Consider the following 14,090-nt stretch of genomic DNA (forward strand, 5'->3'; position numbering starts at 1 on the left):
ACCGTGTCGCGCAGGCCGCCGGTGGCGCGCACGATGGGGATGGCGCCGTAGCGCATGGCCATCAGCTGGCCCAGCCCGCAGGGCTCGAAGCGCGACGGCATGACGAAGAAGTCGGCGCCGGCGTAGATCCGCCGGGCCAGTGCTTCGTCGAAGCCCTGACGGAAGGCGCAGCGACCGGGATGGCGCGCGGCCAGCGCATGCAGCTGCTGCTCCAGCCGGGGATCGCCGGAGCCGAGCACCACCAGTTGCGCCCCTTCTTCCAGCCAGGCCGGTGCCGCCGCGATCAACAGATCGATCCCCTTCTGATCGGCCAGACGGGAGATGGTGGCCAGAAGGGGCGCCTCGGCCGACGGCGCCAGGCCGCACTCCTGCTGCAGCGCCGCCTTGCAGCGTCGTTTGCCGCTCGTTCGTCCTGCGGCGTAGTTGCAGGCGATGTGCGGATCGCGCGCCGGATCCCAGCATTCGGTGTCGATGCCGTTGACGATTCCGGTCAGTTTCCCGGCGAAGCGGCGCAGGAAGCCGTCGAGTCGGCAGCCATATTCGGGGGTGCAGATCTCCTCAGCGTAGCTCGGGCTGACCGTGGTCAGGTGGTCGGCGGCCAGAATGCCGGCCTTCAGACAGTTGATCTGGTGGTAAAACTCGTAGCCCTCGGGATGAAAATCGGCCACGGGCAGGCTCATGCGGGCGATCCCGTCGGCGGGAAAGATCCCCTGGTAGGCGAGGTTGTGGATGGTCAGCAGGGTGCGGGTTCGGGCCAGCTTCGGCCGATGGCGGTACTGGTGGTTGAGCAACAGTGGCACCAGCGCGCTCTGCCAGTCGTGGCAGTGAAGCAGATCGAACGGCTCCGCCGCCTCCGCCGCCCACTCCAGCGCCACCCGGCAGAGCAGGGTGAAGCGGAGCAGGTTGTCGTCGTAGGCGCCACCCGGCGGGCCGTAGATGCCGTCGCGGGCAAACAGGTCGTCCTGCTCGACCAGCAACACCTCGGTGGCGCCGATGTGGCAGCGGTGGATCGGGCAGTGGCGGTGGATGCCGTCGATCCACAACGACACGACCGTGCCGGTCGGTTGCATCGCCACCCCGGAACCCTCGATGAAGCGACGGTAGCAGGGGAGGATCACCTGCACGCGGTGGCCGCACCGGTGCAGTGCCTGCGGCAGCGCGCCGACCACGTCGGCCAGCCCGCCGGTCTTGGCCAGGGGCGCCATCTCGGATGCGACAAAAAGGATGTTGGCCACGGAGGATTGCATCGCAAAAGTCCGTCCATGGACTCTTGGTATGGAGGAAATCGAGAATCGCGGCCCTCCTGGCTGCGGATGCCGGCATCGGTTCTCCCGTGAAAACCCTGTGCCGGCGGGCTAGGCTAGGGCACCGTAGAGGCCAAATCGAATCCCGCCAGGAGCGCTGTATGGACTCCGTCACCCGCACCCCGGAATGGCAGGCGCTGGCCGAGCACCAGCGCGCCCTCGCCCGCACCCACATGCGCGAGCTCTTCGCCCGGGATCCGCAACGATTCGAGCGTTTCTCGCTGCGCCTAGATGGGATGCTGCTCGACTACTCCAAGAACATCATCACCGACGAGACGCGCGGGCTGTTGATCGCGCTGGCCGAGGCGCGCGGGCTGCACGATGGGATTGCGCGCATGTTCAATGGCGAGGCGATCAACACCACCGAGCGGCGCGCGGTGCTGCACACCGCGCTGCGCAACCGCAGCGATCGGCCGGTGCTGGTCGACGGGGAGGATGTGATGCCGGCGGTGCGCGATGTGCTGGCCCGCATGCGCCGCTTCGTCGACGCGGTCCACAGCGGCGCCTGGCGTGGCCACACCGGCAAGCGGATCACCGATGTGGTCAACATCGGCATCGGCGGCTCCGACCTCGGGCCGGTGATGGCTACCGAGGCGCTCAAGCCGTTCGCCGTCGAGGGGATCCGCTGCCACTTCGTCTCCAACGTCGACGGCACGCAGATGGTCGAGACGCTGAAAGGGTTGCGTCGGGAGACGACGCTGTTCGTCATCGTCTCCAAGACCTTCACCACCCAGGAGACGATGACCAACGCCCACACCGCGCGCAACTGGTTCCTCACCCGCGGCGGCAGCAAGAAGGCGGTGGCCAGCCATTTCGTCGCCGTCTCGACCAACGCGGAGGCGGTGGCCCGCTTCGGGATCGACCGCAACCACATGTTCGAGTTCTGGAACTGGGTCGGCGGCCGCTATTCGATGTGGAGCGCGGTCGGGCTGTCGATCGCGCTGGCCGTCGGCATGGACCACTTCGAGGAGCTGCTCGACGGCGCCTACGCCATGGACAATCACTTCCGCACCGCCCCCTTCGTGCGCAATGCCCCGGTGCTGCTCGGCCTGCTCGGTATCTGGTACCGCAACTTCTTCGGCGCGGCCACCCATGCCGTCCTCCCCTACGACCAGTACCTCCACCGCTTCCCCGCCTATCTGCAGCAGGCGGACATGGAGAGCAACGGTAAGCGGGTCACCCGCGACGGAGATGCGGTCGACTACGACACCGGTCCGGTGCTCTGGGGTGCGCCGGGGACCAACGGTCAGCACGCCTTCTACCAGTTGATCCATCAGGGCACCCAGATGGTGCCGGCCGATTTCATCGCCCCGATCGAGACGCTCAACCCGATCGGCGACCACCACGCCATCCTCCTGTCCAACTTCTTCGCCCAGACCGAGGCGCTGATGCGGGGCAAGACGGAGGCCGAGGCGCGCGCAGAGCTGGAGGCCGAGGGAAGGAGCGAGGAGGAGATCGCCGCCCTGCTGCCCCACAAGAGCTTCCCCGGCAACCGGCCGACCAACTCGATCCTGGTCGAGCGGATCGATCCCCGCACGTTGGGGATGCTGGTGGCGCTCTACGAGCACAAGATCTTCGTCCAGGGGTGGATCTGGGGGATCAACAGCTTCGACCAATGGGGGGTGGAGCTGGGCAAGCAGCTGGCGCGAACCATCCTGCCGGAGCTGACCGCGCCGGGGCCGGTCACCGGTCACGATGCCTCGACCAACGGCCTGATCAACCACTACAAGGAGCATCTGGGGCTGGGTCGGGCCCAATCGTGACCGGCGCCGATGGGATTCGCTGAAGGTTGGCGCGAACTACCGATCTGGACAGGGGCGAAGCAATGACGACTTCGCAAGAAGTCGGCATCCGCGGCCAGGACGGCCGCGCTTTTCGATCGCCGTCAAGCAAACAGTCCATGGAGGGACTTGTTGCGATTCCATCATCGGATGTGGAGATCATGCTCTCCGGGGAGCTGCTGACCACCGACGATCAGCTCAGGCTGGCTGCGGTACTCGATGCGCTGCCCATGCCGCAACGCGTCGACCCGGGGCTGAATGGGGCGTGGCGGAAGCATGTTGCGCAATGCGGCGTGGTGTGGTGGCAAAAGGAGGCATCGGCGGGCGATCGACGCGCCCCCCACGCGCATGCCCCGTCCGCCGTCCGGCCCGATGGGGGTGGTCGATGAACCTGCGCGGGGCGTGGACGCTCTTCGGCCGCGAGACGCGCCGCTTCTTCAAGGTCCGGATGCAGACCATCGTCGCCCCGGCGTTGACCGCGCTGCTCTATCTGATCGTCTTCCGCTACGCCATGGGCAGCCGCACGGTACCGGGGTTGTCGGTGGCCTATTTCGATTTCCTCGTGCCGGGGCTGGCCATGATGGCGATGATGCAGAACGCCTTCGCCAACACCTCCAGCTCACTGATCGCCGGCAAGGTGATGCACGTCCACGCCCATCTGCTGATGGCGCCGCTGAGCGCCGCCGAGGTGGTTGCCGCCTTCCTGCTCGCCGCCCTGATGCGTGCGCTGGTGGTGGCGTCGGTCTTTCTGCTGGTATTGGTCCCCTTCGTCGATCTGCCGCTGCCCCATCCCGCGCTGGCGCTCTTCTTCACCGTCTGCGCCGCGCTGACCATGGGGGGGATGGGGTTGATCGGAGGCATGTGGGCGAAGAAGTTCGACGACATGGCCACGGTGAACAACTTCGTCATCATGCCGCTCACCTTCCTCTCCGGGGTCTTCTACTCGATCGGCCAGTTGCCGGAGATGTGGCAGCGGGTCAACGGCTTCAACCCCTTCTTCTATCTGGTCGACGGCTTCCGCTACGCCCTGCTCGGAGTGGGGGAGTGCGACCCCCGGCTCGCCGCGGGTTTCGTGCTGATGGTGACGCTGCTGGTCGTCGCCGCCGACTGGTGGTTGTGGCGGGCGGGGTGGCGGATGAAGGAGTAAGGATCGATGGTGTCGCAAGAAACCATCATCGCGGCGCTGGCGTGCCGCGCAAAACGGGAGCTTGCGCATGCAAGTGACTGTTTTGCGAGGCGATCGAAGACCGCACCCTTCGATTCCAGTGAAGCCAAAAGTCCACGGACCCGTCTGGTCACCGCTGCGCCGGTACCGCGCGAGCCGGGAAGCGGCCGGTGGGGCGGAGGTGGCAATCACCGGCGGATGCGCTAGCGTTGATCTTCCGCCGTCAACCTTGGCAGAGTGCGACGGTGCGTCAAGGTACGGGTTCCGGCCGGGCCCGGCTTGTCCCACCCACAGGCGCGTGCTAGAAGCCGCCCCCCATTCTTGATCGGAGGAGATCCTATGTCAGCTGAAATCGAGGCCAAAGTCATCAAAATCGTTGGAGATCAGCTCAACGTGGACGAGAGTGAGATCAACCCCGACTCCTCGTTCGTCGACGATCTGGGCGCCGATTCCCTCGACACCGTGGAACTGGTCATGGCGTTCGAAGAGGAGTTCGATATCGAGATCCCGGACGACGACGCCGAATCGATCCAGACGGTACAGAACGCCATCGATTACATCGCCAGCAAGACGGAGTAATCCGTTTGTCCCGACGGGTCGTCATCACTGGGATCGGCCTGCTCACCCCGCTGGGGTGCGACCGTGACTCCACCTGGGAGGGGATCGTCGCCGGCCGATCGGGCATCGACCGGATCCGCCGGTTCGACGCCGAGGCCGAGGGGATGCCCTGCACCATCGCCGGTGAGGTACGCGGCTTCGATCCGACCTCCTGCATCGACCGCAAGGAGGCGCGCAAGATGGATACCTTCATCCAGTACGGCGTGGCCGCCGCCCGGATGGCGCTCGAACAGTCGGGGCTGGTCATCTCGGAGGAGAACGCCGAACGGGTGGGGGTGATCATCGGCTCCGGCATCGGCGGCCTGCCTTCGATCGAGGCGACGATGGAGGCCTACCGGAAGGGGGGGGCGCGCAGGATCTCACCCTTCTTCATTCCCAAGACCATCATCAACATGATCTCCGGATGGGTGTCGATGCTCCACGGCGCCAAGGGGCCGAACTCGGCGACGGTCACCGCCTGCGCCACCGGCACCCACGCCATCGGCGAGGCGTGGCGGATCATCGCCGGCGGAGAGGCCGACGCCATGCTCGCCGGCGGCGCCGAATCGTGTATCTGCCCCCTGGGGGTCGGCGGGTTCTGTGCGTCACGGGCACTCTCCACCCGCAACGACGACCCGCAGGGCGCCTCCCGCCCGTGGGATCGCGATCGCGACGGCTTCGTCATGGGCGAAGGGGCCGGGGTGTTGCTGCTGGAGTCGCTGGAGTCGGCACGCGCCCGGGGGGCGGAGATCATCGCCGAGGTGGCCGGCTACGGCATGTCGGGGGACGCCCACCACATCACCGCACCCGCCCCCGGCGGCGAAGGGGGCGCCCGCTGCATGGAGGCGGCACTGCGTTCGGCCGGCGTCGCCCCCGAGGAGGTGGACTACATCAACGCCCACGGCACCTCCACCCCGGCGGGGGATCTGGCCGAGACCGAGGGGATCAAGCGGGTCTTCGGCGACCATGCGCGGCGGTTGATGGTCACCTCGAACAAATCGATGATCGGCCACTTGCTCGGTGCCGCCGGCGGGGTCGAGGCGGCGCTGACCGCATTGAGCATCCACCACGCCATCGCCACGCCGACCATCAACCTGGAGCACCCCGGCGAGGGATGCGACCTCGACTACGTGGCCAACGAGGCGCGCGATGCGCGAATCGATGTGGCCGTCTCCAACTCCTTCGGCTTCGGAGGCACCAACGCCTCACTCGTGCTGAAACGGTACGCCTGAGCGCCCGCATCCCGCCGTACCACGGACGGGGCGGCGGATGCGCCGAAGCATCATCCACGATCCAATGCCCGTGATCTCCCCTGTCGAATGGTCCACCCCCCGGGCCAACGGCGACGCCTTCTCCTTCTTCGCCCGACACTACGACCACTGCGCCGCCCTGCTCGAAGACCCCTCCGGCGCGGGGCGGCAGATCGTGGTCTCGCGTGCCGGCACCAGCCTGCGGCTGGATGGGTGCGAGAAAGGATGGGCCGAGCGCTGGCGGAAGGCGCTCCACCGACCGCGGCGCGGCGGCGCGGGCATCGCCCTGCTCTTCTACCTCTCCTACGAGGCCGGCGGGCTCTTCGAGCGGCTGCCGGCGCCGAAAGCCGCCCTCGACTGGCCGCTGATCTACGCCCACGCGCCGGAGTGGTCGCTCACCTTCTCCGCCGACAGCGTGGTGGCCAGCGCACGCGATGATACCGCCGCCGCGCGGTTGCGCGCCCTGCTGACGCTGCCGCCGCGCCCCCTTCCGCCGCCGGTGCTGGCCGTCGGCAGCGTGGAGGAGTGCGGATCGGCGGCAACATACCGCGCAGCGGTAGAGCAGGTACAGCACTACATCCGCCGCGGCGACATCTTCCAGGCCAACATCGCCCGCTTCTGGCGGGCACCGCTGCAGAGGGGGGACGATCTCGCCCTCTATGGCCGGCTGCGGCGGCGCAACCCCGCCCCCTTCTGCTGCCTGCTGCGGCTCGACGCGAAGCACAGCATCATCTCCTCGTCGCCGGAGCGGCTCTTCCGCATCACGCCGGATGGCACGATCGACACCCGGCCGATCGCCGGCACCCGCCGGTTGGGCCGGGGGAAGGAGCGCGCCCGCCTGCGCCGGGAGCTGCTGCTCTCCGACAAGGAGCGGGCCGAGCATGTCATGCTGGTCGACCTGGAGCGCAACGACCTCGGCCGCATCTGTCGCCCGGGCAGTGTCGCGGTCGACGAATCGATGGTCATCGAGCGCTACGCCACGGTGCAGCACATCGTCTCCAATGTGCGCGGGCGGTTGCGCGATGGGGTCGACCTGATCGACGTGCTGGCCACCATGTTTCCCGGCGGTACCATCACCGGCTGTCCCAAGATCCGCTGCATGGAGATCATCCACGAACTCGAGCCCGGCCCGCGCGGCCCCTACACCGGCGGGGTGGGCTATGTCGCATGCGACGGCTCCGTCGACTGCAACATCCTGATCCGCACCTTCTGGCGTATGGGCGACATGCTCTGCTGGGCGGCGGGCGCCGGGATCGTCAGCGATTCGATCGCGGAGCATGAACAGCGGGAGACCGAGCACAAGGCCGCCGGCCTGCTGGCCGCGCTGCAGAACAACGGGGAGGAGTGATGCGTCGACCCATGGATCGTCGAACAAAACGCCCATGGACGGGCTTTTTGCGATCTGATCTTCCATGAAACCGGGCGGGGCCGTCGGCCAGCTGCTGCTGCTGCTGGCGGTGCTGACGCTCGATCAGGGCAGCAAATGGTGGATCGAGCAGCAGCCCGCCACTCTCCACATCGAGGTAATCCCCGGAGTATTCAATATCATCAAGGCGCACAACACCGGCGTCGCCTTCTCCATGCTGGCCGATCTGCCGGCGTCCTGGGGGCGGATGTTGATCCTCGGCGTCACCATCGGCATCGCGCTGGCTGTCGCCCTCTGGTGGTGGCACAGCAGGGGGCGGTGCGAAGGGTGGTGGCTGGTGCTGGTGCTGGCCGGGGCGATCGGCAACATCTGCGATCGCCTCCACCTGGGCTACGTGGTCGATTTCATCCAGTGGTTCGTGGTCATCGACGGCAGGGCGTACGTCTGGCCGGCGTTCAACATCGCCGATTCGGCCATCTCCATCGCCGTGGCGGGGCTGATCATCGGCGGCCTGCGCCGGGAGGGAGGATGACGAGGGCTATTTGCCGCTGAAGATGTACTTACTGACCAGGTCCTCGATGTTGATCGCCGATTCGGTCTCGTCGAACTCGTCGCCCGGCTGCAGGTACTCCTCGTCCGCCCCCTGGCTGATCCGGACGAAGCGCTCGCCGATGATCCCCTTGGTGCGGATCGAGGCGACCGCATCGGTGGTCAGCCGCACCCCCTCGTGGATCTGCAGCACCAGCCGCGCTTTGTCGGAATCGACCAGCTCGACCTTCTGCACCCGGCCGATCACCACACCGGCGAGCATCACGTCGCTCCCCTCGCGTACCCCTCCGGCATCACTGAAGGTGGCCGTCAAGGTATAGCCCCCTTCGCCAAAGCCCCCAACCTTGCCCAACTGCACGGCCAGCGCGGCGACGGCGGCGATACCGGCGAGGACGAAGAGGCCGACGATGATCTCGATGCGTCGGTATTGCGGCAACATACGCTCCCCCTAGAGAAAGAACGAGGTGATGATGTAGTCCATCACCAGGATGGAGACCGAGGTGATGACCACCGCCCGGGTGGTGGCCTGCGCCACCCCTTCGGTGGTCGGCTCGGCGCGAAAGCCCATGAAGGTGCAAACGGCGCCGAGCAGCAAGGCGAATCCGGCCGACTTGGCCCAGCCGGTGGTCAGATCGTGCATGGTCACCTTGTCCACCGTCTCGCCGATGTAGGAGCCGGCGTTGACCCCGAGCAGATCGACGCCGACCAGGTAGCCGGCGGCCAGACCGACCACATCGAAGATGGCGACCAGCAGCGGCAGGGCGATCAGCACGGCGACGATGCGCGGCAACAGGATCTGCCGCACCGGGTTGACCGCCATCATCTCCAGCGCGTCGAGCTGCTCGGTCACCCGCATGATGCCGATCTCGGCGGTGATGCTGGAGCCGGCACGGCCGGTCATCATCAGCGCGCCCAGCACCGGCCCCAGCTCACGGATGATGGAGAGCGCCACCGCCGAACCGAGCAGCGACTCGGAGCCGAACTTGGCCAGCGTGTAGTAGCCCTGCAGTGCCAGCACCATGCCGGTAAAGGCGCCGGTGATGGCGATGATCACCAGCGAGCCGACGCCGATGGCGTAGAGCTGCGCCACGAAGTTCCGCAGCCGCCATGGCGGAGCAAACAGACAGAGCAGGGTACGCAGGGTGAGCAGCGTGGCGTCGCCCACCTGCTCCACGCCGCGCAGCGTACCCCGGCCGACGGCGCCGCACCAACGCAGCAGGAGATCGATCACGCTCCATCCTCCGCCAGCAGCTCGTCGAGATAGTCGGTGTCGCTGCGCGAGAAGGGGATCGGGCCGTCCGGCCGCCCCTCGAGGAACTGACGGATGCGGGCGTCGCCGCTGTCACGGATCGCCTCGGGGGGGCCTGAGGCAATCACCCGTCCCTGCCACAGCAGCAGTACATGGTCGGCGATGGCCAGCCCCGCATGGACGTCGTGGGTCACCACCACCGAGGTCATGTGGGTGAGGCGGGTCAAACGCCGGATCAACTCGGTGATGACCCCGGCGGAGATCGGGTCGAGCCCCGAAGTCGGCTCGTCGAAGAAGACCAGCTTGGGATCCATGGCCAACGCCCGGGCGAAGGCGACCCGCTTGGCCATGCCGCCGGAGAGCTCGGAGGGGAGCAGGTGGCCGAAGCCGCGCAGCCCCACCTGCTCAAGCTTCATGGTCACGATGGTGTGGATCACCCGCGGATCGAGCCGGGTGTGCTCGCGCAGCGGAAAGGCGATGTTCTCCTCGACGGTGAGCGAGTTGAGCAGCGCCGAGTACTGGAAGACCATCCCCATCTTCATGCGTAGCCGGTAGAGCTCGCGTCGCGGGATGGCGGCGAGATCGCGCCCCTCGAAGTAGATCGCGCCGCAACTGGGCCGCTCCAGCCCGGAGAGCAGCCGCAGCAGCGTGGTCTTGCCCGAGCCCGATCCGCCCATGATCACGGTGATCGCCCGCTCGGGAATGGCGATCTCCACCTCCTCGAGCGCCGTCACCGCCCCGAACCGCTTGCACAGCGCCTCCGTGCGAAGCATCGCCCCGGTCATTCCCGATCGAATCGCAAAAAGCCCTTCCGTGGGCTTTTTGCTCGACGGGAATCGAAGAGCGCGGTCTTCGATTCCCTTACAAATCCGTCGGTTGCATACGCAACCTCTGGATTTGCGCGACCCTCCATGGTCGCGATGACGGTTTCTTGCGAAGCCGTCATCGCTCCTTTCCCCTCCCCGCCGGAGGCAAGCAGCCGCCGCTCGGCCTCCGCCAGATCCTCGGGGGTATCGACGCCGAAGGCGGAGAAGTCGCCCTTGACCACCGCGATCGGATAGCCGTGGTGGAGCACGCGCAGCTGCTCCAGCGCCTCGCTGCGCCCGGCGGCACAGTCGGTCAGGCTCGGATAGATCATCAGGAACTCCTTGCGGTAGGCGTAGAGCCCGACATGGGCCCATCGCTCCTCCGCGCCGCGCCCATCGCGAGGAAACGGAATCGGCGCACGGCTGAAGTAGAGCGCCTCGCCGCGGGCGTTGCACACCACCTTGACCACGTCGGGGCGCATCAACTCGTCGCTGGTCGCCGGCCGGGCCAGCGTGGCCATGGGCAGCCGGGGATCGTCGAGGAAGGGGCGCACCACGGCGCGCAGCGCATCGGGGTCGATCAGTGGCTCGTCGCCCTGTAGATTGACCACCACATCGCACGGCAGATCGGCCAGCGCCGCAGCCAGCCGTTCGCTGCCGCTGGTGTGACGGGAGGCGGTCATGCGCACCGCACAGCCGCAACCCCGGGCGGCCCGGGCGATGCGCGGATCGTCGGTGGCCACGATCACCTCGCCCAGAGCGGCGGATCGGGCGCGCTCGATGACATGGGCGATCATCGGCCGGCCGGCGAGCAGGGCCAGTGGCTTGCCGGGGAAGCGGCGCGATCCGTAGCGGGCGGGAATGCCGATGACGATCTTCACGCCCGTTCAGATCTCCTGTCGGCTGGCCGTGGCCGTTCCCAGCTTGCCCACCACCACGCCGGCGGCTCGGTTGGCGATGTGCGCCGCCTCCAGCGGAGTGTGGCCACGGCAGAGGGCGTCGGTGAAGGCGGCGATCACCGTGTCGCCGGCACCGGTGACGTCGTAGACATCGCGGGCGGCAGTGGGGATGTGGTGCATCCGCTCGCCGTCGAACAGAGTCATGCCCCGCTCGGAGCGGGTGATCAGCAGCCAGCGCAGCCCCAGCCGACCATGGAGCGCGCGGGCGATCGCCTCGACATGGTCGTCGTCGTTGCGCGCCTCCATCCCGGCCATCCGCGCCGCCTCGTGCAGGTTGGGGGTGAGGGCGGTGGCGTTGCGGTAGGCCTCGCTGTGCTGCGGCTTGGGGTCGATGATCGTCGGCAGATCGTCGGCGGCATCGATCAACCGGGTGAGCACCTCCGGAACCAGTACCCCCTTGGCGTAGTCGGAGAGGATCAGCGCATCGGCGCGCGGCAACCTGGCGGTGACGGTCTCGATCAGCCGGGCGCGCCGCGCAGGCTCCAGCGCACCGACCCGCTCGCGATCGAAGCGGACCACCTGCTGCTGGTGGGCGATGATGCGCGTCTTCACCGCGGTCGGATGGCCCTCCGGCCCGGTCAGCACTCCGCCGGCATCGACACCGAGCGCGGCCAGCGAACGGCGCACCCAGAGGCCCGGCTCATCGTCACCGATCACGCCGCACATGGCGCAGTCGGCCTCCAGCGCGCGCAGGTTGCGGATCACGTTGGCAGCGCCCCCCAGACGGCGATCGACCCGCTCCACCGCCACCACCGGCACGGGCGCCTCGGGAGAGATGCGCGAGACGCTGCCCCAGAGGAACTCATCGACGATGATGTCGCCGACGACGAGGATCATGCCGCCTTCTCCGGCCGGGGATCGAGGCGGCAGCGTTCGGCCAGGCGGGTGACGAAGGCGCGGGCGGTCAACCGCTCCCGGGCATAGGCGGCGAGCTTCGCCGTGCGCCGCCGCAGGTAGGCTGGGCGGAGATGGTACCCGATCAAGCCGTAGCGGCGCATGCGGGCCTCGATGGCCGCGCTCTGCCCGGCGGGAAACGAGGGAGGACGCCGCGGCATCTCCACCTTGCGCAGCAGCAGCGCCAGATCGGGGTGCCCCTCCGGATGGAGCCGCCGCTCGACCCGAAAGCCGCACTTGGCCGCCAGCGCCGTCAACGTCTCCGGGGCGAAGTTGTGGATGTGGGCGAAGTGGAACAGCCGCCCGAAGGGAGCAAAGGGGGCGGTGACATCGGGGCATTCGACGTAGAGCAGGCCGCCGTCGGCCACCAGCTCCCGGATCCGGCAAAGCGCCGCCGTCGGCGAGCGGAAGTGCTCGATGACATGGACCAGCAGCACCAGGTCGTGCTCCTCCGGCCGATCGAGTTCGAACAGATCGCAGTTGGCCACCGCCGCACGCAACACCTCGCGGCTGTAGCGGTTGAAGTCGCGGTTGGGCTCGATGCCGCCGGTACGGAAGCCGTGGTGCTGGAAGACCTTGAGCGTGCAGCCCAGCCCCGCGCCGACCTCGAACACCCGCCCCTGTGGCGGCACGAACGGCGCCAGCATGCGATGGATGCGCTGGCCGTTGCGCCAGGCGCGCATCACCCGCCGCGGGGCGGGTGTGCGCTCGCCGTGGTAGTCGCGGCGGTACTCCTCTGCATAGTATCGGGCGATGGCCTCCGCATCGGGCAGGGGCAGATGGGAGATCAGGCCGCAGCGGATGCAGATGCCGGTATCCAGGGGCATGCCGCGCCGATCCCGCCGGGCGATGCGCCGCCAGGAATCACCGCCGCAGAGGTCGCAGATACTCTCGATGTTCCGCCCCATCGCCCCGATGCTAGGAACTCCGCCTCCCGCATGCACGCAAGCGGCAGGCGTTCGGGAGAGGACGGTCGCCGGCGCAACACAGCTCCGGCAGCCGCGGCCAGGACGGCCGCGCAACACCGGAGGTTGCCCATGCAACCGACGGTGGTTCAAACAACAAGTCCATGGACGGAGTTGTTGCGATGGAATCAAACATGGCATCGATCTGGTCACGGTTGCGTCATGGCATGGAGCGGAGCCGCGAGGGGCTGCGCGCGCTGCTCCCCGTCGGGGGAAGGGAGCAGTGGAGCGCCGCGCAGTGGGAGGCGGCGGAGGAGGCCTTCATCCTGGCCGACTGCGGGGTCGAGACGGCGCTGCGGCTGGTCTCGGAGGCGCGCAAACGGAAGTTCCAGCCGCCGTTGGAGGCGCTGCGCAGCGTGATGGAAGAGATGCTGGTGCCCCCGGTTGCGCCGCCATTCGACCGCAAGCCGTTCGTCCTGCTGGTCGTCGGCGTCAACGGCACCGGCAAAACCACCACCATCGGGAAGCTTGCCGCCATGTGGGGCGCGGAAGGGAAGCGGGTGGTGGTCGGCGCCGCCGATACCTTCCGCGCGGCGGCGATCGATCAGCTGGCCGTCTGGGTGGAGCGAAGCGGCGCCGAGATCGTGCGCCAGAGCCACGGCGCCGACCCCGCGGCGGTGGCCTTCGACACCATCCGCCGCGGTGTGGCCGGCGGCTTCGATGTGGTGATCGTCGACACCGCCGGTCGGGTGCAGACCGACAAGGGGTTGATGGAGGAGCTGGCCAAGGTGCGACGGGTGATGGGCAAGGCGCTGCCCGGGGCACCCCACGCCGTCTGGCAGGTGGTCGACGGCGGCACCGGACAGAACGCGGTGGCGCAAGTGGAACGCTTCCGCGCCACCGCGGGAACCACCGGGCTGATCGTCACCAAGCTCGACGGCACGGCCAAGGGGGGGGTGGTGCTGCAGCTGTGCGACCGCTTCCGCCTGCCGGTGCAGTATCTCGGCGTCGGCGAATCGCTCGAGGATCTGATGCCGTTCGACGGCAGCCGCTTCACGGCCAGTCTGCTGCCGGAGGTCGACCGGGAGGAGCCCCACCAGCCCCGGGCCTGAGCCGGGTGGTCGGCTCCATCGCCGCTGTCGATCCGCGGAAGGCGGTGGGAGGCCGCGGCGAACACCGCAGTGCTGCGTTCCGAGCCTCCGATCCGCCGCCGGGCAGACGATCCGGGAGGAACCTGTTGCGACGGGATCGATTGACCCGTCGCG

General features: G+C 68.0%; 15 protein-coding genes. 8 read left to right on the plus strand and 7 right to left on the minus strand.

Annotated features, from left to right (window positions below):
- The coding region (gene glgA, locus D6682_04575) for a glycogen synthase GlgA (GenBank protein RMH51379.1) at positions 1–1,247 on the minus strand (1,247 nt) is incomplete at its 3' end.
- Positions 1,248–1,405: 158 nt separating this feature from the next.
- On the opposite strand from glgA, the gene D6682_04580 reads away from it, so the two are divergent.
- The 7 genes from D6682_04580 to lspA all read left to right on the plus strand — a co-directional run bounded on the left by D6682_04580 (position 1,406) and on the right by lspA (position 7,995).
- Positions 1,406–3,067 (plus strand): glucose-6-phosphate isomerase, encoded by a 1,662-nt coding sequence (locus D6682_04580; GenBank protein ID RMH51380.1) that lies wholly within the window; start codon positions 1,406–1,408, stop codon positions 3,065–3,067.
- 170 nt (positions 3,068–3,237) lie between these two features.
- Positions 3,238–3,474: a hypothetical protein gene (locus tag D6682_04585; protein ID RMH51381.1), complete on the plus strand. Its 237-nt coding sequence runs from the start codon at positions 3,238–3,240 to the stop codon at positions 3,472–3,474.
- Positions 3,471–4,232 carry a metal-dependent hydrolase gene (locus tag D6682_04590; GenBank protein RMH51382.1) on the plus strand — a complete coding sequence of 254 codons (762 nt, stop codon included), beginning with the start codon at positions 3,471–3,473 and terminating at the stop codon, positions 4,230–4,232. Before D6682_04585 ends, D6682_04590 begins: the two co-directional genes overlap by 4 nt.
- Before the next feature lie 357 nt (positions 4,233–4,589).
- Positions 4,590–4,829: an acyl carrier protein gene (locus tag D6682_04595; protein RMH51383.1), complete on the plus strand. Its 240-nt coding sequence runs from the start codon at positions 4,590–4,592 to the stop codon at positions 4,827–4,829.
- A 5-nt stretch (positions 4,830–4,834) separates the two neighbouring features.
- Positions 4,835–6,079 (plus strand): beta-ketoacyl-[acyl-carrier-protein] synthase II, encoded by a 1,245-nt coding sequence (gene fabF / locus D6682_04600; protein RMH51384.1) that lies wholly within the window; start codon positions 4,835–4,837, stop codon positions 6,077–6,079.
- A 64-nt stretch (positions 6,080–6,143) separates the two neighbouring features.
- Positions 6,144–7,445: an anthranilate synthase component I family protein gene (locus tag D6682_04605; GenBank protein ID RMH51390.1), complete on the plus strand. Its 1,302-nt coding sequence runs from the start codon at positions 6,144–6,146 to the stop codon at positions 7,443–7,445.
- Positions 7,446–7,509: 64 nt separating this feature from the next.
- Positions 7,510–7,995 carry a signal peptidase II gene (gene lspA / locus D6682_04610; protein RMH51385.1) on the plus strand — a complete coding sequence of 162 codons (486 nt, stop codon included), beginning with the start codon at positions 7,510–7,512 and terminating at the stop codon, positions 7,993–7,995.
- 6 nt (positions 7,996–8,001) lie between these two features.
- Here the strand turns inward: lspA and mlaD are convergent, their stop codons facing one another.
- From mlaD to D6682_04640, 6 genes are read right to left on the minus strand one after another with little or no spacing between them, the layout of a single operon-like run.
- Positions 8,002–8,424 carry an outer membrane lipid asymmetry maintenance protein MlaD gene (mlaD, locus tag D6682_04615; protein ID RMH51391.1) on the minus strand — a complete coding sequence of 141 codons (423 nt, stop codon included), beginning with the start codon at positions 8,422–8,424 and terminating at the stop codon, positions 8,002–8,004.
- A 36-nt stretch (positions 8,425–8,460) separates the two neighbouring features.
- A complete protein-coding gene (locus D6682_04620; protein ID RMH51392.1) occupies positions 8,461–9,231 on the minus strand; it encodes an ABC transporter permease in 771 nt (256 codons plus the stop codon).
- A gap of 8 nt (positions 9,232–9,239) precedes the next feature.
- Positions 9,240–10,034 (minus strand): ATP-binding cassette domain-containing protein, encoded by a 795-nt coding sequence (locus D6682_04625; protein RMH51393.1) that lies wholly within the window; start codon positions 10,032–10,034, stop codon positions 9,240–9,242.
- A gap of 8 nt (positions 10,035–10,042) precedes the next feature.
- Positions 10,043–10,948, minus strand: coding sequence for a 3-deoxy-manno-octulosonate cytidylyltransferase (kdsB, locus tag D6682_04630; GenBank protein RMH51386.1), 906 nt, complete (start codon positions 10,946–10,948; stop codon positions 10,043–10,045).
- Positions 10,949–10,954: 6 nt separating this feature from the next.
- Positions 10,955–11,863, minus strand: coding sequence for a D-glycero-beta-D-manno-heptose-7-phosphate kinase (gene rfaE1, locus D6682_04635; protein ID RMH51387.1), 909 nt, complete (start codon positions 11,861–11,863; stop codon positions 10,955–10,957).
- On the minus strand, positions 11,860–12,828 hold the full coding sequence (locus D6682_04640) for a class I SAM-dependent methyltransferase (GenBank protein RMH51388.1): 969 nt from the start codon (positions 12,826–12,828) through the stop codon (positions 11,860–11,862). Before D6682_04640 ends, rfaE1 begins: the two co-directional genes overlap by 4 nt.
- Positions 12,829–13,019: 191 nt before the next feature.
- On the opposite strand from D6682_04640, the gene ftsY reads away from it, so the two are divergent.
- Positions 13,020–13,937 carry a signal recognition particle-docking protein FtsY gene (gene ftsY, locus D6682_04645; GenBank protein RMH51389.1) on the plus strand — a complete coding sequence of 306 codons (918 nt, stop codon included), beginning with the start codon at positions 13,020–13,022 and terminating at the stop codon, positions 13,935–13,937.
- The last annotated feature ends 153 nt before the right edge of the window (positions 13,938–14,090 follow it).

The sequence above is a fragment of the Zetaproteobacteria bacterium genome (assembly GCA_003696765.1).
GTDB lineage: Bacteria > Pseudomonadota > Zetaproteobacteria > Mariprofundales > J009 > RFFX01.